At 42.0% G+C, this 19442-nt stretch carries 22 protein-coding genes; 9 read left to right on the top strand and 13 right to left on the bottom strand.

Annotated elements, in window-relative coordinates:
• Positions 1-522: 522 nt before the first annotated feature.
• Both FTT92_RS14225 and FTT92_RS14220 read left to right on the top strand, forming a co-directional pair.
• Positions 523-1404, top strand: a complete 882-nt coding sequence (locus FTT92_RS14225; protein ID WP_180172411.1) for a pirin family protein — start codon at positions 523-525, stop codon at positions 1402-1404.
• Positions 1405-1654: 250 nt separating this feature from the next.
• A complete protein-coding gene (locus tag FTT92_RS14220; protein WP_180172410.1) occupies positions 1655-2884 on the top strand; it encodes an MFS transporter in 1230 nt (409 codons plus the stop codon).
• Positions 2885-2963: 79 nt separating this feature from the next.
• Here FTT92_RS14220 and FTT92_RS14215 read toward each other — a convergent pair whose 3' ends face one another.
• The 6 genes from FTT92_RS14215 to FTT92_RS14190 form a co-directional block, all read right to left on the bottom strand.
• A complete protein-coding gene (locus FTT92_RS14215) occupies positions 2964-3263 on the bottom strand; it encodes a DUF3817 domain-containing protein (protein WP_078189335.1) in 300 nt (99 codons plus the stop codon).
• 142 nt (positions 3264-3405) lie between these two features.
• Positions 3406-3975, bottom strand: coding sequence for a hypothetical protein (locus FTT92_RS14210; protein WP_180172409.1), 570 nt, complete (start codon positions 3973-3975; stop codon positions 3406-3408).
• Positions 3976-3990: 15 nt separating this feature from the next.
• A complete protein-coding gene (yccS, locus tag FTT92_RS14205) occupies positions 3991-6141 on the bottom strand; it encodes a YccS family putative transporter (RefSeq protein WP_373684123.1) in 2151 nt (716 codons plus the stop codon).
• Positions 6142-6265: 124 nt separating this feature from the next.
• Entirely contained in the window at positions 6266-6814 is a 549-nt protein-coding gene (gene sodC, locus FTT92_RS14200) for a superoxide dismutase family protein (RefSeq protein WP_111884180.1), read from the bottom strand.
• Between the two features lie 116 nt (positions 6815-6930).
• Positions 6931-8052: an AI-2E family transporter gene (locus FTT92_RS14195; RefSeq protein ID WP_162689724.1), complete on the bottom strand. Its 1122-nt coding sequence runs from the start codon at positions 8050-8052 to the stop codon at positions 6931-6933.
• 150 nt (positions 8053-8202) lie between these two features.
• The gene (locus FTT92_RS14190; RefSeq protein WP_078192493.1) at positions 8203-8847 is read right to left on the bottom strand and encodes a ParA family protein; all 645 of its coding nucleotides are present in this window, start codon (positions 8845-8847) and stop codon (positions 8203-8205) included.
• 132 nt (positions 8848-8979) lie between these two features.
• Here FTT92_RS14190 and FTT92_RS14185 point away from each other — a divergent pair, with 132 nt between their 5' ends.
• A complete protein-coding gene (locus FTT92_RS14185) occupies positions 8980-9450 on the top strand; it encodes a Holliday junction resolvase-like protein (protein WP_078192492.1) in 471 nt (156 codons plus the stop codon).
• A gap of 55 nt (positions 9451-9505) precedes the next feature.
• Positions 9506-10099, top strand: a complete 594-nt coding sequence (locus FTT92_RS14180) for a hypothetical protein (RefSeq protein ID WP_180133453.1) — start codon at positions 9506-9508, stop codon at positions 10097-10099.
• 47 nt (positions 10100-10146) lie between these two features.
• Here the strand turns inward: FTT92_RS14180 and FTT92_RS14175 are convergent, their stop codons facing one another.
• On the bottom strand, positions 10147-10773 hold the full coding sequence (locus FTT92_RS14175; protein WP_180172408.1) for a class I SAM-dependent methyltransferase: 627 nt from the start codon (positions 10771-10773) through the stop codon (positions 10147-10149).
• A 303-nt stretch (positions 10774-11076) separates the two neighbouring features.
• Here FTT92_RS14175 and FTT92_RS14170 point away from each other — a divergent pair, with 303 nt between their 5' ends.
• On the top strand, positions 11077-11637 hold the full coding sequence (locus FTT92_RS14170; RefSeq protein ID WP_078189325.1) for a hypothetical protein: 561 nt from the start codon (positions 11077-11079) through the stop codon (positions 11635-11637).
• Positions 11638-11701: 64 nt separating this feature from the next.
• Positions 11702-12136, top strand: a complete 435-nt coding sequence (locus tag FTT92_RS14165) for a protease inhibitor I42 family protein (RefSeq protein WP_257231737.1) — start codon at positions 11702-11704, stop codon at positions 12134-12136.
• A gap of 89 nt (positions 12137-12225) precedes the next feature.
• Here FTT92_RS14165 and FTT92_RS14160 read toward each other — a convergent pair whose 3' ends face one another.
• Complete coding sequence (locus FTT92_RS14160; protein ID WP_078189323.1) at positions 12226-12558, bottom strand: HopJ type III effector protein; 333 nt, start codon at positions 12556-12558, stop codon at positions 12226-12228.
• 169 nt (positions 12559-12727) lie between these two features.
• Here FTT92_RS14160 and crcB point away from each other — a divergent pair, with 169 nt between their 5' ends.
• On the top strand, positions 12728-13111 hold the full coding sequence (gene crcB / locus FTT92_RS14155; protein WP_180126876.1) for a fluoride efflux transporter CrcB: 384 nt from the start codon (positions 12728-12730) through the stop codon (positions 13109-13111).
• Between the two features lie 120 nt (positions 13112-13231).
• Here crcB and FTT92_RS14150 read toward each other — a convergent pair whose 3' ends face one another.
• Entirely contained in the window at positions 13232-13486 is a 255-nt protein-coding gene (locus tag FTT92_RS14150; RefSeq protein WP_078189321.1) for a type B 50S ribosomal protein L31, read from the bottom strand.
• A gap of 107 nt (positions 13487-13593) precedes the next feature.
• Positions 13594-14892, bottom strand: coding sequence for an AarF/ABC1/UbiB kinase family protein (locus tag FTT92_RS14145; RefSeq protein ID WP_180172407.1), 1299 nt, complete (start codon positions 14890-14892; stop codon positions 13594-13596).
• Positions 14893-15093: 201 nt separating this feature from the next.
• On the opposite strand from FTT92_RS14145, the gene FTT92_RS14140 reads away from it, so the two are divergent.
• Positions 15094-15306 (top strand): DUF1737 domain-containing protein, encoded by a 213-nt coding sequence (locus FTT92_RS14140; RefSeq protein WP_180172406.1) that lies wholly within the window; start codon positions 15094-15096, stop codon positions 15304-15306.
• A 362-nt stretch (positions 15307-15668) separates the two neighbouring features.
• Here FTT92_RS14140 and FTT92_RS14135 read toward each other — a convergent pair whose 3' ends face one another.
• From FTT92_RS14135 to FTT92_RS14125, 3 genes are all read right to left on the bottom strand, one after another.
• Positions 15669-16094, bottom strand: a complete 426-nt coding sequence (locus FTT92_RS14135) for a hypothetical protein (RefSeq protein WP_180172405.1) — start codon at positions 16092-16094, stop codon at positions 15669-15671.
• 124 nt (positions 16095-16218) lie between these two features.
• Positions 16219-17577, bottom strand: a complete 1359-nt coding sequence (locus FTT92_RS14130) for an MATE family efflux transporter (RefSeq protein ID WP_373684122.1) — start codon at positions 17575-17577, stop codon at positions 16219-16221.
• Between the two features lie 41 nt (positions 17578-17618).
• A complete protein-coding gene (locus FTT92_RS14125; protein ID WP_180084595.1) occupies positions 17619-18077 on the bottom strand; it encodes a DMT family transporter in 459 nt (152 codons plus the stop codon).
• A 124-nt stretch (positions 18078-18201) separates the two neighbouring features.
• On the opposite strand from FTT92_RS14125, the gene hemW reads away from it, so the two are divergent.
• Positions 18202-19356: a radical SAM family heme chaperone HemW gene (gene hemW, locus FTT92_RS14120; RefSeq protein ID WP_180172404.1), complete on the top strand. Its 1155-nt coding sequence runs from the start codon at positions 18202-18204 to the stop codon at positions 19354-19356.
• Positions 19357-19442: the final 86 nt, after the last annotated feature.

Genomic DNA, 19442 nt, shown 5'->3' with positions numbered 1-19442 from the left:
TTATAATCAGCGAAGAATTCAAAAAGGCTTGGATTTTAAGACACCAAATCAAATGGCAGAAGACTTTTATCGGTTAGCTGCCTAGAATCTCCCAAGTGAAAGTCTCCTGCTAATTCAGCACACATCAATACTTTTAGACCTTTTAAAAAACAAGATTTTTATGGTGCAAGTAGTTCAGCATCAAAATTTAAAGAAAAATATAGTAATCAGAATTTTAAGGATTTTTTGGAAATAGCTACGGAGTATGATTTCGTAACTTGGGTCGCATATTTTGAAGATATTGATTTAAGCTTATTAGAAAGTTACCTGCAAAAAAATTATGCGAAGTCCCAAGAAGGAAGCTATTCATCGCCATTTCGAAAAATTGTTGTTTTTTACGATTGGCTTCGTCACGGTCAAGAGTTGGAGTTTGATAGTTAATTATTTCATCCTAAAACTGCGATACTGAAAACCATTTAGCCTATCGAATCAGCTATCTTTGGTAGGCTAAGATCAAACGATCCTAAATACACCTAAAACAATATGAAAACCCTCGCTTTTATTCATGTTAATGACTCAGGTTCACCCGTGGGTGACTTTGCACCAGTGACTTCAGTTTTTTCCCATTATGAGTTGGGCAATACGGTCTCGCCTTTTTTACTGCTCGACCATTTAGGGCCTGGAGTACTGAAACCAACCCAACTGAAAAAAGGTGTGCTGGAACACCCACATCGAGGGTTTGAAACCGTCACCTTGGTGTTTAAAGGCGAACTTGAACATCATGATACGACTGGAGGAGGCGGTGTCATTGGTGAGGGCGATGTGCAGTGGATGACTGCCGCTTCAGGCATACAACACGAAGAAGTTTTTAGCCAAGCCTTTGCTCAGCGGGGTGGAGCATTTGAAATCCTGCAACTTTGGGTCAATCTGCCTGCCAAAGATAAAATGATTCCCGCACGCTATCAGAGCTTAGCCAAAGCCAGTATTCCTGTTGTGAATTTAGCCCAAGATGCTGGTTATGTAAGGGTGATTGCGGGCCAATATTTAACAGCCCAAGGCCCCGCAGAAACACATACACCTATGCAAGTATTTGATGTCTTTGTCAGAGCCAATCAAAGCATCACACTGCCTGCACAAGAAGGGGATACCACACTTTTATATTTACGCTCGGGCAAGCTGAAATTTACTGAAACAGATGAACCGTTAAATGCACAGCATATGGCAGTCATGTCGAGCCAAGGTGAAAATGTCGAATTGACGGCAGTTGAAGATAGCCACATGTTGTATTTATCGGCGCAGCCTTTAAATGAACCCATCTATGGGCGAGGTTATTTTGTGATGAATCATTTTGCAGAAGTCATGCAAGCCTATGAAGACCTAAAACAAGGTCGCTTTATCCAAAAAGCAGACAATGAAAAACCATAAAAGCGGTAGTTTAAAAAGACCAATACAACGCCAGCAAACACTGTTAAAATAGTCGGACTCAAACCGACAGATCGGTTCGTTGAAGTTCATTTTATCTCTATCTAGCGTCTTGTGAATACGACGCACATATGGCGGATACGCCGCAAATTCATTTTTAAAATTAATATTACAGTGTTCGTCATTGGGCTGAAGTGTCTCTCCCTATTTGTCATTTCAAGCTCGACAGCACACATTTGATATGTAGATAACAATGCAAAACGTACAAACCACAAAATTAAGTCGTGCCACCTTAATGTTTCCCTTGGCACTGGTTTTATTTGAATTTTCTGTCTATATCGGCAACGACTTAGTGCAACCCGCCATGCTTGCGATTACCCAAGAGTTTGGTGTGAGTCGTGCATGGGCACCCTCGTCGATGTCATTTTACTTATTGGGAGGTGCTTGTGTCGCTGCAATATTAGGGCCATTGTCAGACCGATTAGGCCGTAAAAAAGTCCTGTTGGGTGGTGTGGCATTCTTTAGCTTATGCTGTTTAGCGATATTGCTCACACATAATATCGAAAGCTTTTTAACGTTGCGTTTTTTACAAGGTTTTGGTTTATCGGTTATTTCTGCCGTGGGCTATGCTGCTGTTCAGGAAACTTTTGAAGAGCGTGATGCCATCAAAGTCATGGCGATCATGGCGAATATTTCACTACTGGCGCCACTGATCGGCCCCGTCCTCGGTGCTTTTATGATTGATCATGTGTCATGGCATTGGGGCTTTATTGGAATCGCATTTTTATCTTTTCTGAGTTGGTTTGGTTTAAAAGCCAAGATGCCGACTCAGCACATCAGCATTCCAAAGCAACCGGTGGGCTATATCATTGATGACTTTAAACAGGTGTTAAAAAACAAACGCTTTTTGGCACTGACACTGGGTCTACCGATGGTGGCAATGCCACTGATGCTATGGATTGCGCTATCTCCGGTCATATTAGTGGAGCAGCTAGGACTGAGTAGCATGCAATACGGCATGGCACAGTTTCCCGTTTTGGGCGGACTAATCCTCGGTAATATTGTTCTGATTAAAATCATCGACAAATTGCCTCTAGGTCAGTCTGTGATGATCGGGCTACCGCTGATGTTACTCGGAACGAGCCTCGTGGTGATTGGGATGATGACTGAAAGTTATTTTCTGACATTGCTCATTCTTGGTATGACTTTAGTCAGTTTTGGTGAAGGGATTAGCTTTTCTGTGCTCTATCGTTTTGCCTTAATGTCGTCTGAAATGTCGAAGGGCACAGTGGCTGCGGCAGTGTCTGTAATCATGATGCTGACGTTCTTTGCCGTGATCGAAATTGTTCGCGTGCTGTATGAAAACTTCGGCCTTTGGGCCTATAGTTTGGCAGGCTTTACCCTCATTATCTTGTGGTTCAGCCTACCACGCTTGGTGGTGCGAGATATTATGCGACAACGTAAATTGACGGGTGAATTTTAAATTCGAGTTCATGCCATCATAGAAAAAGCCCAATGCTGTGTAGAACAACATTGGGCTTTTTTATTTTCTTTAAACAGTCTTAATTTGATGTTGCCGGTTGTTCTGCATTTTTTAATTTGCGATCGAAAATGAACGGGCCAAAAGGCAAAATTGATGCAATCAGGCCCATTAGAAATACGCTGAGTGACCATTTTTGCTTTTCACAGACCACAAACAGCACCACCAAGAAGGCAATAAACAAGACGCCATGTCCCATACCGACGTATTTGACCAATATTGGATTATCCATCAGGTACTTCATTGGCATAGCAATGAACAACAATAATAAAAAGGAGATGCCTTCGAGTAGGCCCACAAAGCGTAAGGTCTTGATATTCATGCGAAGTTTAAATTCAAAGTGATTTCAGCCTTGAGTCTACCTGAAAGCACTGCAGGAACGAAGCATTCCCGTTGAAATAATTGATCCGCATATTGAATCTAAGTTGATGTTTTTAAGGTTAATTCTGAGTCGTCTGCTCGGATTAATTTTCTAGATCCGCTAAGGCATCCTCAATTGAACCCTGATCAAATTCATAGTTACAGCCGAGTAAAATCATCGGGCTTTTTCCGGTCATTTCAGACAGGCTTAGTTTGTGATTGATCGCATGCAGATCATCCGTTTCAGCTTCCGTACGTAGGATTTTTTCACCACGGAAAAACGGCATATTGGCAAACATCGGATGCTGTTCAATACCATATTTTTGGGCAAATTTTTTCACATCGGCTTGGCGATAGATCGCGAATACGGCATTGGAAGACAGGCCAATTTCTTGGGTCGGCATGCCAAAAAATTCAACAGGCTGCTTATTTTTATAGATATAAATAAACGGTTGATGTGGGTCATCATGGCGTTTCCAGCCCAATTGCCCCAGAGCCTTTTCATAATCGAGCAAAGTGTCATGGTAGGTGTCGTAATCGGCCTGACATTCCAAAATACGCTTCAAATCTTGTGCTGTCGGTGCTGCAAAAACAGAAGACGCAGCTAAACATGAGGTCGCCACAATCGTAGGTAATATGAGGCGTCTAAAACCTAAACTAAGCATTTTCATCATGAGTCTCGAATGATTTTATTTAATTTCCGCCTGAATTAGTTGTGTTCGAAGCTGAATCAGTTCGGCTAATGTTTCTAATAATAAACTGATCTGCTTGAGCACCAGTTGCAGGTGATTAGACCGAATTTCTTCAGTGCTGAGTGTTTGAATTTCGAAAAGTTTTTGCTGAATTTTCTCAGGGTTGAGCGGTTTTTGCTGAATTAAGACCTCGTCTAGGGTGCTTTGACACCATTGCAGCAGTTCAAGGACTTGTTGGTCTTGTACCTGTTCACGGTGGCTCCCCAATGCCGAAATATAACTGAGCTGACTATGGCTATAGACCAAATAGCGAAAAGCATGTTGAATCAAAGTTTGGTCGGGTTCAGGCTCGGTACTTAAACTAGAAATCATGCTCGACAGTTCAGTTTGAGCATTATGGGCTGAACGACGGGCACGCCGATAAGCAATGCTATTGGTTTTCCCATGGAGATATTGCTCAACTACGGCATCAAAATAATGCAGGGTCGCAGCAGAGCTTTTTTGAATGGTCTTGGAAATATTGCGAAAGTCCCAATCTGGCCAGATGACATTGACTGCGAACCATGCAATAAAACAGCCGAGTAGGGTATCAACGATACGCGGTAAAATAACCGCATAACCTGCGCCTTTTAAATTAAAAATCAGCAAGACCATTAAGGTTGCCATGAGGGTCGCCATGGCATATTTTTTGGCACTCAGATAGAAAAAGCATACGCCAAAAATAATTGTCAGTAGCAATTGACCTTCGACACTCGGCACAAAATACAAAATAGGAATGCCAAGTAAGACCCCTAATATGGTTCCCAAAGTCCGCATTTTTAAACGACTTTTGGTCGCAAAATAGCGCATCTGACAGACAAATAAACTGGTCAATAATATCCAGTAGCCATTTTTGGCAAAGGGCAGTAGCGAAATGGCATAGCCCATAGCAAAGACAAAAGCGATGCGAACAGCATGGCGAAATAAGGCAGATTCGGGACTCAAATGCTGTTTCAGTTTGAACCATAAATCATGCCAGCCATGAATGTCGTCGTCGAGTAAATTGAGGTTGTCGATATGCTGCTGATAGGTCTGTTGCTGTGAATGATCTAAATCCTGCACATGCGAAAAGCGTTCTTGCACACTGTCCAAATTACTCAAGATCAGCTGTAGATTTTTCACTTCTATATTTTGCGGATTATTGGCCATCCACTCCTGCAAAGAGGCATGCAAATGTGCCAGTGCTTGCGCAGTAATCGGATCAGGCTGATAGGGCTGTCGATGCAAAATGCAGTAGGCCAACTGTTGGCAAGCCTGCGCTTGTAATCGAATATTTTTTTGAAAACGGAAAATTAAATCGGTACGGCTAAAATTTTGATGAATTTGTTCATAGTGTAAATAATTCGCACTGGCCTGTTCGTGAATATCTTGTGCCAAGAAATATAAATTCAGCCAGTAGATGGTGTTTTTATTGGCTCTTGAGGCTTTTAAACGGGTGAGTAAAGAAGCTTTAGTCGTGTTTAAACTTGGGATGACATCACTGTTTTTGAGTGATAATTCATATAGTAAGTGTTCCACATTGTCGACATTATCTGGGTCAAATAAGCGTGCTTTTGCATTGAGTACTTCGGCGATTTGTAAAAAACAACGCGAAAGATTGTCCTGTACAGGTAGGGTAGGTTTAATCAGGTAAAAGAGAATTGAGGTCAGGCCATACCATAAGGCCCCTAGAACAAAGCAGCTAGGTTGAAAATACCAAGTGTCATATTCGCCCAAGCCGAACATGGTGTAAATCGACAGTAAAATCGTACCAAAAGAAATCGTGGCATAGCGTTGCCCCAAAGCTCCTAATAAAATAAATCCTGCACTGGATAGCGATAGGTAGAGAATAAATAAAAATTTATAGGGATAGAGAAAATCTAAAATACTACTGACACTAAAGAAGAGTACGCAGACATAGAGCAAATTACGCAGTCGGATGCTGAGTCGGTCATCAAAGTCGGTGAGTGCAGTGGCAATCGCACCTAAGGTGACGGGAACAATAACACTATGAAAACCGAGAAAATATAATCCGAGCGTGGTGCCACTCAAAACAATACAAATTTGCAGGCAATACATAATGATTGCACTGGATTGAAACTGTTGAAACCAAGAGAGTCGCGTGTTCACAGAGTTATGAAGTATTCGAATGATTTTGTAAATTAGACTGAGCTTTTTTCTGTGAACTGTCAATTTTTATTCAATAGAAAAGCGGACTTAAAGTCCGCTTGTTCAAATCTATATGCAAGGTTGATTATTGAATCACACCACAGGCAATACGGTCACCGCCACCGCCTAGAGGTTTAGGGTCGTCAGAGTAATTATCACCACCAGCATGGATCATGATGGCTAAGCCTTGTACATCCGCCAATTTCAAACGCGGTGCAATTAAATTCACTTTTGCTGTGCCATCGGTTTGAACTTGAAGGATCGGTAAGTCACCCAAGTGACCTGTTAGCGGCGTACCGTGGTGAGGTGCAGATTTAGGGTTAAAGTGACCACCTGCAGCAAGAGCAGCACCCGCTTTTCCATCTTTTTCAGCTGGGGCACAAGAGCCTTTTTCATGAATATGGAAACCGTGTGGACCCGGAGGAAGCTGGGTTAAATTGGTATGAATAACCAAGCCAGCAGGGCTATCAACCAAGTTAATTTGACCGATGCTTTGACCAATACCTTGAGCAGTCACGGCATTGACCGTCACGGTTTTTGCATTCAGACCTGTTGAAGTCGAGGTACTCGCACAGCCTGTAAACATCAGGGCACTGACCGCAGCAAGCGCACCGAATTTAAATAGTGAAGACATGTTTGGCATCCTGTCTGTTTTTATGGAGTTTCAACCATTGAAACAGATGCGAATACAGGATGACAGATAATTTAAGTATTTGATTGTAATATTTGTTTAATGAATTCAAGCCTGAATTAAGGTTGTTCAGGCTTATCATCCATATTGTCTAAGTCATGTGCCAATGTTGCTTTGGGCATCATGACGGCTTCAATTTGGGTTTCATGCAACCATTCACGCCAAATAGCTAACAATACTGCCAAGATTACTGGCCCGATAAATAAACCAACAAGACCGAAACTGGCGATACCACCTAAAACACCGAACATGATTAATAAGAATGGAATCTGCGTTGCCCCTGAAATCACTAAAGGACGAATCACGTTATCGGCTGTACTCACGATACATACACCCCAAGCCATGACGCCAATGGCTTCAATGGTTTGACCTTGTGAAAATAACCACAACGACACAGCGGTATATGAAATCGGTGGACCAAAAGGAATCAGTGCCAACATGAAGGTAATGATGGTTAATAACATTGGGTTAGGCACATCGGCAACAAAATAGCTGAGACCGGCAAGTAAAGCTTGGGCAATGGCGGTGAGACCGATGCCATACACTACGGCACGTGTAGTATCCGAGATGGTGGCAAGATAATGATGAATACGTGGCCCGATCACCATTTCGAGGGCTTTACTGACCTGACTTAAAATAGTTTGACCATCACGATAGAAGAAAAATAAAGACATCACGGCAAAACACAGCTTAAAGATATTTTTACTGACTTCGCCGACCAGAACTTTACCGTAATTCAAATGCCCCTGAATCCAAATTTGTACCGATTGAATAATACTGTTTGGATCATTGTTCAGTTCATGCAGGGTACGACTGACTTCTTTACCAATAAACGGCAGTTGGCGAATAAAATCAGGCACATTGACATGACCAGAGAAAACTTGCTTTTGTAATTCAAAATACAAGTTACGGCCTTCATGTTGTAACAAGAAGATTGCAAAAATCACCGGCAGACCCACCACGAGTACCACCAATAAGATCATCAGCGCCGCACTTAGATTTGCACGATTGCCACAAAAACGATGTACTGATTGATACAGCGGCCATGTCATATAAGCAATAATCGCAGCCCAAACGACGGGCACAATAAAGTATTTGAGTACGCTAAAGCTCAAAAAAATCAGGATAAAAAATAATCCGAACAATAAGACTTTTTGTAATGTAGGTGCGAACGTTGGCAATGCGTGCTCTGATTTTTTCATCATGTTGTGTTCAATCTTAACCGAAAAAAAAGCTCCCGAAAACGAGAGCTTGTTAACTTATGGTGAATATCTTTCAGGCTAGATCCTTGCAAGATTGGCCTTTATATCAGCGAAATGTGGAATGATGGGTTAAAACCACTCGGCTTCGTCTTCAATAATGGCATTGAGCACAGGTTGCCATTGTTGTTGCATACCGAGGTACAATTTTTGCGTTTTGTCAAAAACTGAAAGACCTTGCATGGCAAGTTGACCATAAGCGGTACGTTCAGAAATCCAAGCAACGGGCTGTTGTTCAACTTTATTGAAAAAATCTTGAATTTCTTTGGAATGAGCAGAATTGGGTTTAACACGATTGGCCAGTAATAAGATTTGGACTTTACCTTTACGAATCCGTTTAATTTCTTGCAAATGCTTTAAAAAACGACGGGTCGAGTCGATGTCAAAGAAAGATGGTTGTAGCGGGGTAATGATGGCATGGGCTTCACTGACCAACTGATCTGCATGTTCACCCGATAACGCACCCGGTGCATCGATAATTAGATATTCAATCCCTTTTGGTACATCACCAATCGACTTTTCATGACGCCAATCTAGGCTCTGAATCGGGGCGGCAGTCTCTGGGCGCTGTTTGAGCCATTGACGTGCAGACTTTTGATTGTCAGCATCTGCCAAGGCCACTTTATAACCTTTTTGCGCAAGTGCAGAGGCTAAACTGATTGCTGTGATGGTTTTGCCACAACCACCTTTTTGATTGGCAATTAATATCGTTTTCATCGACCTAAATAGATTTTATTCTGCTCATCCCTAGCATATCATTGTTTAATGCGGGGAATATGACAAAGAACCAAAGTCTAAGTTTTTTCTATACGTTTCGCTGTAATATCTTAAAAAGATTAGGAATTTTAAATGTCTGTCTGGATGGCCATGCTCATTGGCGCGTGTATTGGGATTGTACTGACCACCTTAATTTTAAGTGGCAGTCGCAATGGAAGGATTAAGGCAGAATACGAGCAATATATTGCAGAACTAGAATTAGAACATCAGCAGGCCTTGGCCCATGCACAAAAACGCAGTGTAAATACCAGTCGTGCTGTTTTAAAAGGCAAAATGGCCGAACAAATGGCGCCGATCATGCCTGAATTTCAGTATTTACCTAGCGATGCAAAGTTTCTCGGTGACCCGATCGATTATGTGGTTTTTGATGGCTATACCGACTTTCGTGATGGTGATGGACTCGCTGAAGACATCGAAGTGGTGCTGATTGATATTAAAAGTGGTGGGGCACGCTTGACCAAAGGGCAACAAGCGATTGCTCAAGCCATTGCCGAAGGGCGAGTGCGTTTTGAAACCATCCGAATTGACTTTGAGCACATTTAAGCTCGCGTGACTCAGCCTCAGAACCGTTGAAAAGTAATAAGGACAGAATATCCACATGGAAAAACTCTTAGCGACTGCAGCCGTTTTTGCGCTCATGCTGTGGATATGGTCAGAATATTTTCGTGCCATTCCACATTTAGAGCAGACTGGTGTGCTGAAAAATTTTCAGGTCACACCAACTCAGGCATTTTCCGGTGAATATTTGCTGTTGGATAAACGCTACTACAGTGCGAGTAGTCGTACATTACATCCGGCAGCACCGACCGTGGTGGGTGGCTTTCAAGACTTGGCCTATGTCAGCAATATTGATCTGCTACTGAGTTCAGGCGCAAATGATTTCCAGTCTTTAAAATATCATCTTGAGTGGTCGCAGCAGAACCGCTGTTTTAACGTACAAGCGAAAAATGTACCCTCGACACAAGTTGAACAGCTCAAGTCTGAATTGCAAAATGTCAGTGTGATTGCTCAATCCGAAGACGTTGCAAATCGTATTCGTCGTTTAAAATCAGGGGATCGTGTGGAGATTTTGGGTGCATGGGTGGATGTACATTCCATCAAAACAGGGAAGTCGTATAACACCTATAATGTGTTGAATAAAAAGCCCTGTCATATCCTAAAAATTAATGCCATTCGATTAATCAAAGACTAGGTACTTTTAACTAGATTTGATTGTGCTTAAACATGGCCTTGGACGCTTTAACTCAACTTCCGTGCGCGGGCGAGTAACATGCGCTGACCAATTTTTGGAATGCCTTCAGCATCAAAATACTGCGTTTCAAAACATTCAAACTGGGCATCTTCAAGCAACTTTTGCATATGACGATCCAGATGACAGCCATCCGTGACTTTCTTTTGAATGGGCGTGAGTAAATGCTGTAACTGCTTAATTTTTCGATTTTCATTGTGTTGTACATGCTCAACCAAATGAAATGTCCCTGTTGGTTTAAGGACACGGTAGATTTCTTCAAGCGCAGTTTCAATATCGGCAATGCTGCATAAGGTCCATGTACTCACGACATGATCTAGACTTTTATCTGCAAAGGGTAATTTTTCAGCACCAGCTAAAATATGCTGTACCTCAAAAGGTGCTGCATGTACACGTTCAGCAGCTAAATGAAAAATATCGGGATTGGGCTCAAGGGCAAAAACCGTATCGACATTTTGATAAAACGCTAAATTCAAACCTGTACCAAAGCCAATTTCGAGCACCTCACCAGATACGGCTAACAGGAGTTCGCGTCGTTTATCCATCAAGCTTGGTACTTGCATGACTTGATTTAAAAGATGCGGAAAAATGTGTTGTTGATAAAATTTATAAATCATAGCGGGCATTGTTGTTGGTTTTTTTAAAGTGTAAATCATGTCTTTTTAATTTTAAATCATGTGGTAGGGCGTGAATATGGGCCAATTGACTGAATAACAGCATTTTGTTACCAAGTTCATAAGGTTTATGCAGACTGTGTGCGTAATATAGAGTTACAACTAGTGAAAACGACATTCATCAGGCTCAACCTACGCGATTTTAAGCTCATGTTCAGGTTGGGGCATTATGTATAGATGAAGTCGGCTCAATTGCAGAATTAAAATTGAGTAATGTGAAGTATTACAGGGTAAGAGGATAACGCGATGATCAAGCGAATTGCATTAAGTACTGTGCTTGCAGGCTTTTTATTGAATGTCGGTGTCCAAGCGTCTTCAGATTATAATATTGCCAAAGGCTTAGCACCTGCTGCCAAAGGCCAGTCGATTTCTACCTTGAAAGAATTTAAAGGTGATTTCCGAATTTTAGGTTCAAAAACCTATCAAACAGATGAACAAGCAAAATTTTCTCCGATCGATTATGCGGTCAGTTGGGGCTTATTTGCAGAGCCAGAAATAGCTCGTACGATTTCAGTCAATCAATATGACCGTTTCTTAAATTGGAAAATGGATCGTGTTCCTGTACCGCAAAAACAAGCCATGATGATGGTGTCGAATATGCACATCATTCCTGCAAACCCGCAAATTGCGAAACAAATTACTCAAGTAAAACGTGGTGATCTTGTGCGTTTAAAAGGGGATTTGGTTGAGGTGAAAGACAAAGATTTGGTTTGGACTTCATCTTTGACCCCAACAGATACGGGTGATGGGGCTTGTGAGGTTTTTCGTGTCAGTTCCATTCAGTGGATTGAAAAAGTCAAAGGCTAAATTTCGATTGCATCGAGATCGTATTTGAAATCGGTGTGCATTAGATGCAAGGTAAAATATTTTGATGATGAAAATGACGATCAAGAAAAAGCTTATTTTGAGTCTAATGATGGCGAGTGGTTTGGCGCTTGGTGGATGTAACAGTATGAGTTCAACTGTAGATGGGAAAACCCATGTATTTACTGAACAGCAAAGTTGTCCGACCTTGCTTGAGATGGATCGTGGACAGACTTTGGAAGTACTGTTAAACGAAAATCCAAGTACTGGTTATGTATGGGCTTTGGCTGAGCAACCGAAACTTTTTAAAGTTGAAGAAGTGTTTCAGTCAGCTCAACAACAAACTGCTGCAGATGCGACACCAGTGCTTGGTGCCGGTGGTCAAAAGACCTATCGTTTTACTGCAACAATTGCAGGTGAGGAATTTCTACATTTGAAGCATGCACGGGCTTGGGAAAAAAACGCGATGGCTGAATGGACTTGTAGAGTTCGAGTGTCTTGATTTGAACCGATGATGAACGATAAAAAAAGCCAGTATTTGTACTGGCTTTTTTATTGCAGACGAACTGATTTAGAACGTCTGCTTAAGCATTATTTCGCGCTGAGCGCTTGACCGTCAAATTGAATACCTTCCCAACCATTTTGCATAAATTGGCGAATGTTTTGGTGGTCAGTTGCGTCTGGTGTTGCCAATACAGCAGCATAATGTTCAGCAAAAAGACTTAATGTTTCAGCTTGGTTTAGACCATTCAATTGGGCAAAAGAAAATACTTTGGCACTGCCTTGGTTTTCAGTTGCTGCATTGGCTTGTTTGCCATTGGTAAAAGCGGTTGCTGTGTGGTTATAACGCGCTTCAATAAATGCAATCACATCTGAAAATTTCGCAGTCCCTGCTTGAAGTTGATCTAATAATTCCTGAGCCATAATGTCCTCTTTCAATAAAAAAATACCGCAAAGTGTTGCAGACTATAGCAAGCTTTGGCCCAAACATTTAACACTATTTGCGTAAATTAAATGCGTGTATATTGAAGGGCGACCTTAGGCAGACTGTTGCCTAAATTGTAGATACCAATGATGTTGAAGTAGGACAACTATGAACTGGCTTTTGGTCGCATGTGGCGGCGCAATTGGGGCAACACTTCGCTATGCAGCAGGACTGTTATTGGCCAAGCCAACCGTGCTCTTTCCGTGGGCTACATGGTGGGTGAATATTTTAGGTTGCTTTTGTGCAGGTGTGTTCTTTGCATTTAGCCAAAAATATCCCGTTCTACAAAATGAAGCACGCTTATTACTTATGGTCGGGATCTTAGGTGGCTTTACCACATTTTCCAGTTTCGGCTTAGAAACATTTCAACTGCTTAGACAAGGGCAAAGTGGGCTGGCATTTAGTTATGCCATTTCCAGTGTGGTGATTGGTGTCATCGTATTGGGGCTGGGATATTACTTATTTCATTCGATTTTAAAAATAGATGTTTAAAACAACGCTTGAAAACCACAAAATTTCAGACATAAAAAAAGAAGCTCAGGCTGGAGGAGGGGAACCCTGAACTTCTTCAATGCTTTAATTTTAAAAGCAAAAACTTAATCGAAACTGAACTTATTGTGAGCGTTTGAAACGCGCAAAGCGTTTATTAAAGTTCGCAATACGTCCTTCGTTATTCACTTGACGTTGTTCACCTGTATAAAAAGGGTGTGATGCACTTGAGATATCGAGCGTCACATATGGATAGGTCTTGCCTTCAAACTCTTTGGTTTGATTGGTGCTTAAGGTACTGCCAATGACAAAAAAGGCATTGGCATTGGTGTCATGAAAGAGCACTTCACGGTATTCGGGATGGATGTTGGCACGCATTCTTCTGTTCCTTAAATTTATTGATTAAAGAAATGTTATAACATAACAATTAAAAATGCAAATATTGCCCGAAATTCATCGGGCAATCATCAGCGCTTTACGCTCCCTTAAGCGCTAGGTGGGACCAACTCATCAAAAAGATCATTGAGATTGTCATTCACTTTCAAATGAATCAAATTCCAATAATGCCCTGAAACAGTCCGGTTCACCATCAGGGTGTCTGGCGACGGTTTAAACACATCCCAGTATTTAAGTGAAGGCTTAATTAATTCTACCCCGTCATGGTGTGCTGAGTTTTCAGCAAAGTCGTATTGTGTGGTTAGCGGACGCATCAGCACTTCCAGCCATTGTTCATACAACTCCACAGGGAATTTACCGAGTTCATTGAGGGAATGTAGGGCATCGAGTTGCTGTTCCATCAGTGGAATATCGTGCTTGCGTGCAGCATTAATCAATTGCTTAAAGTGCGACACGATTTCAGGAGACAGGGTTTTCACACCACCGTAGTCATATACGATGACTGAACCATCTTCACGAAAGGCGAAGTTACCCGGATGCGGGTCACAGTGGAAACGTTTAAGGAAGAAAATTTCACGGCCAATGGCACGGAATAAGCGCCTTCCCAAGGCATTTCGTGTTTCTTGTGACCATGTGCTGGCAGTTTCTATACTGTCGCCAAGCTCTAGACTTAAAGTCAAAATATGACGTGAAGAATAATCTTTATAGACCTGTGGAATGATGATTTTGTCATCCAGCTCACTATGAAACGCACGGGCCACATCTAAGTTTTGCGCTTCAATTTCATAGTTCAATTCGTTGTCCAAACTGTCCTGAATTTCACGAAATAGCTTGTCTTGTAACTTCCGATCAATTTTCAATACGCCCATCAGACGAAGTGCAAGCCGAACTTGTTTTAAGTCACTTTCGCAGGCTTCTTCCACACCCGGATATTGCACTTTCACCACCACTTGCTGACCATTAGGTAACACGGCTTTATGCACCTGCCCAATGGATGCAGCGGCAAAAGGTTGTTCTTCAAAACTTTTAAAAATCTGCGCGAGGGGCTTGCCGAGTTCTTGTTCTACTTGGGCCTTAATTTCAGCAAAGGGCATGGCTGGCGCTTGGCGTTGTAATTTACTGATGGCCTTTGCGACTTCAGGTGGAAAAATGTCTTTGTACTGCGAGGCAATTTGTCCGACTTTCATCACCGCACCTTTCATTTCACCCAAAGTGTCTGCAATTTGCAGACCGATGTCCTGAAAAAGTTTACTGCGAGATGCATTTTTCTGTTCTTCATCGGCAGTGATATTGCGGATGGAATTGGAAACGGTTTTAGTAGCAATGCTTGCCGTCATACTGGCAAGTTTCATAAAGCGACGACCCGGTGTGCTAGCCGTTTTTGCCATGTGATGTTCCTCAAGATCATCATTTATTATCTAATACCGATCATAGGCGACAAAACACAAACTGCCTACTTTAAATTGTTAAGACTTTATTTCCATTGATAAAATTATGGGCAAAAATGTAAATACTGAAAATAATTCAGGCAAATTTAAGCCACGTGCTGAATGGTTTAAAATATCGCGTCGCTAGAAGAGAACTGAACGATGAAAGTGTATCGCTATTTAACCGGTAAAGATGATGTCAATTTCTGTGCCCGTGTGACCAAAGCTTTAAATGAAGGCTATGAATTGTTTGGCTCACCAACCATGAGTTTTAATGGGACAGATGTGATCGTCGGGCAGGCGATCGTGAAAGACGTAGAAGACGACAGCCAAGTGCCACAAGGTTTAAAAAATGCCATCGAGGCGCTTAATTAGTTGGTTTTGGTACTTTGCTTGCTTCACTGATGTTATGTCTGTAAAAGTATTTACGCATTTAAAAAAAAGGTTTTCAATTCTATTCGGTAGAGTCTTTCATCCAGGGATTGAATAAAGGGATTAGCCTTCAGCTGGAGGTACTCTTACGAAACGTTGTTTCTCATTCGGCAAAATGAGAAGCGTGCTTCGCAAGGAAACCATCTTGCGGTGCAATGCACCTCACCGACAAAACTCGTTCGCTAGCGTCTAATTATTTAAAGTATCGCAAAAACATTTTTGATTAGAACTAGTCCTGTCTCAAACAATTGCAGATGACATTTTCGTGTATCGTTCTTTTTTTGAATCAAATTGAGCAACTGATGTTACTCCGTAACATCAGTTGCTTCAGTTTTTTCGAGTTCTAAATGTGGACTGAGATATTTGCTGCATTGATTATGGTGTAAATTTTCATTCAAGGTGATGAGGTTTTGCGTCACGATAAAATCCTGATCACCCGCAGAGGCAAACTTTTGATTGGCCTTGATGAAGTCCTGATAGGTATATGCCATACCAGACTGCTGACAACTTAACTTTAAACGTGCGGTATATGAGTCTGCTTGTTGTTCATGATAAAAGCGAAAGGCTGTCCAAAGTGCTTGATTGATGTAATCAAATTCAGGTTGTGATTGGACTTTGATGGGTGTGTAATACAAAGGAAATTCATGTCGGTTGATTGTTTGTTCAGCCTGTAGTGACATGGAGAAGCCCAAGCTCAGACAGAGACTCATCGAGCGAAATACATGGGACATGTTTATCTTCCTCTTCTTCGTATTTTTATTTATGGCATACGCTATGCAGAGTGTTAATTTGCATTAATCTTCTGCATAGCCTAGCTGTCTTTTTTAAGTAACTTTTTAGATGATTTTTAAGGGCTTATCCCGCTTGAGCTAAACGTTTATTCATCATAAATAAACGTGTAAGTAGCAGTATACAGGCGACAGTCAGACCCACAATTAGGCCAATCCAAACGCCTGCAGCACCAGTCGTGGTGAAGCGTGCAAGATAGATCCCGACAGGGAAGGCAATGATCCAATACGCGATCATGGTGATCCACATCGGCCCTTTAGTGTCTTGCATGCCGCGTAAACACCCTGCGGCACTGACTTGCCATGCGTCCATCAACTGATAGGCAATCGCGAACAAGACCAAATACACGGCAAGCTGAGTCACATCATAGTCATTGGTATAGAGTGACACAATTTCATTACGTAAAAGCCAAAGCAGTAGCATGGTAATCAGGGCAAATATCGTCCCTGTCAACATACCGACTTTCTGGACTTTTCGCATCGCTAGCCAGTTTTTTTCCCCATAATAGGTACCAACCCGAATAGTCAGCGCAATCGCCAGTGACATGGGAATCATAAACAATTGCGAGGTAATCGAAATGGCGACTTGATGCGCTGCAATGGTGACTTCGCCCAAGGGACTCAACACAATAGCGGCTGTACTAAAAATACTGACTTCAAAGAAAATAGCTAAGCCAATCGGAAAGCCAAGTTTTAAAATACGTTTGATCCATTCACTGTTCATTTTTTCAAAGGCAGCGAAAGGTTGGGTTTTTTGATAGGCCGATCCTTTGAAAACGTACATCGCCAAAGCAAAGAACATTAACCATTGCAAAATCGCGGTGGCAAATCCACATCCAGCAGAACCCAGTTCAGGGACTGGGCCTAAACCATACATAAAAATAAAGTTCAGTGGAATTAACACCAATAAGGCCAGCAGACTCAGCACCGTAACAGGACGAGGATGGCCCAAGGCTTCTGAGTAGCCACGTAAAGCTGCGTACATGGTGACAGCAGGCATACCTAAACTAATGGCGTGTAAGAATAAACTCGCCTTCGGCAGCAATGCTTCAGGGACACCCAATAACGGTAAAAGCAGCGGCATGGCTTGTAAGACTAATGCGGCAATGATCCCTAAAAATAATGCGACCCATAACGACTGACGGGCGATGGTGGCAATTTTTTCAGGCGTGCGAGCACCATTGGCTTCTGCCACTAATGGGGTGGTGGCAATCATAATGCCGCTGAACAGCAGCATGACCGGTATCCATAAACCGACCCCGACCGCAATGGCTGCAAGGTCATTGGCGGACATGTGTCCAGCCATGATGGTATCAATGAGACCAAATCCCGCTTGCGCAAACTGCGTAATCAATATCGGGATCATTAAATGAAACAGTTGTTTTAATTCATACTTGCTGCTTGTTACAGCCGTGACAGTAGACACAGAATGTACTCATTTCTTGTGAGGTGCTTAGGAATGAGGTCTTAGCGTTGGAAAGTGAGAAGCACACCAATAAAAATCACCACGCCACCCAATAAGCGTTGCCAGTTAATCGGGGTTTTTTCAGTGCCGAGCAAGCCAAAATGGTCAAATACCATCGACATTAAGATCTGTCCAAAAATAATCAGACCGGAGAGGGATAAAAAACCCAGTTTCGGTGCGGTATAAATACTGATACTGATGGCATAAACACCCAAACATCCCCCCAGCCATAAATACCAAGGGATTTGAGCAAAACTTGCAAAGTCCGGTTTTTCGGCCGACTGAAAAAACACCATAAAGGCGAGGACTATTGTACCAATCAAAAAAGAAAAAAGGGCAGCTTGCAGCGGTGAATATAAATATTCACGCAATTGGCTGTTGATCGCTGTTTGAATGGTCATAGCGATACCAACACCCATCGCGAGCGGCAGTAAGTACAATAAATGGCTGCTTATTTTCATCTTCTAATCATCTAATTCTTCTTAAATTTATTAGTCTACTGTATTGTGGATGAGATTTCATAAGCGCTCTGATGCAGTCATGTTAAAATGCGCTTACTTCTTTTGTTCCTTTTGAGCATTTTCCTTGGTTGAATTAAATCCTGCAGTTGTTCCGTTATCTTTATACATTCACATGCCGTGGTGTGTGCGCAAATGTCCATACTGTGACTTTAATTCGCATGCAGTGCCGAATGGTGAATTGTCTTTAGACTTAGAACAAGAATATTTACAGGCGTTGGTTGAAGACTTTAAAACGCAAGTCGATTTTGCTCAGGGTCGCCTGATTCATAGTGTATTTATTGGTGGGGGTACACCATCGCTCATTTCATCCAAAGGCTATCAATGGTTATTTGCTCAACTCAAAGCGTTAGTGCCATTTGAAGCGGACTGTGAAATTACCTTGGAAGCCAATCCGGGCACGGTTGAGCACGATCCTTTTGCCGGTTATTTAGATGCAGGGATTAATCGTCTATCTATCGGTGTGCAAAGTTTTAATACCGACCAGCTGAAAAAGCTGGGGCGGATTCATTCGAATGATGATGCGATTTCTGCCATTCAGCATGCGCGAGAAGCAGGCTTTGAACGAGTGAATGTTGATTTAATGCATGGCCTTCCTGAGCAAAGTCTAGAACAAGCACTGTTGGATTTAAAACTTGCTGTTGAAAATGGCGCAACGCATGTGTCGTGGTATCAGTTGACCATTGAACCCAATACAGTTTTTTTCCGCACAAAACCGATTTTACCTGTCGATGATGTGCTTGAAGATATTCAAGAACAGGGCGAAGCCTATTTAACAGCGCAAGGCTTTATCAATTATGAAGTATCGGCATGGCGTAAAGAAAAGCCGTCGGCACATAATTTAAATTATTGGCAGTTTGGCGATTATTTGGCGATTGGCGCAGGCGCACATGGCAAAGTGACCATGCCAGACGGGGTGTATCGTTTCCAAAAAACCCGATTGCCGAAAGACTATTTAGCCAAAGTACCTGCTGAACATCTTCAGTTTAAGCGCATCGAAGCAGCCGACATGCCTTTTGAATTTATGATGAATGCGCTGCGGTTAAATCATGGGGTGGAAGCCAAGCTATATAGCGAGCGTACAGGGGAAAGTTTAGAGCCGATTGCTGAGTTATTGGTTTCCTTGCAAAAACGTAAATTGATGGTCAATGATCCAACACGTTTGTCTTGTACCGAGCAGGGGCATATCTTTTTAAACTCAGTATTGGAAGAATTCCTGTAATGAAAGCTATGTCAAACTTGTTTTAAAATTTGAGCGACAAGTAATTTTTCATATTTCGAATGTAATTTGCAGAATGTGTATGAAAT

This window comes from Acinetobacter sp. YH12023 (assembly GCF_013420135.1).
Lineage (GTDB): Bacteria > Pseudomonadota > Gammaproteobacteria > Pseudomonadales > Moraxellaceae > Acinetobacter > Acinetobacter amyesii.
The sequence above is the reverse complement of the archived record's forward strand: the minus strand, read 5'-3'. Positions and strand labels throughout refer to the sequence as shown.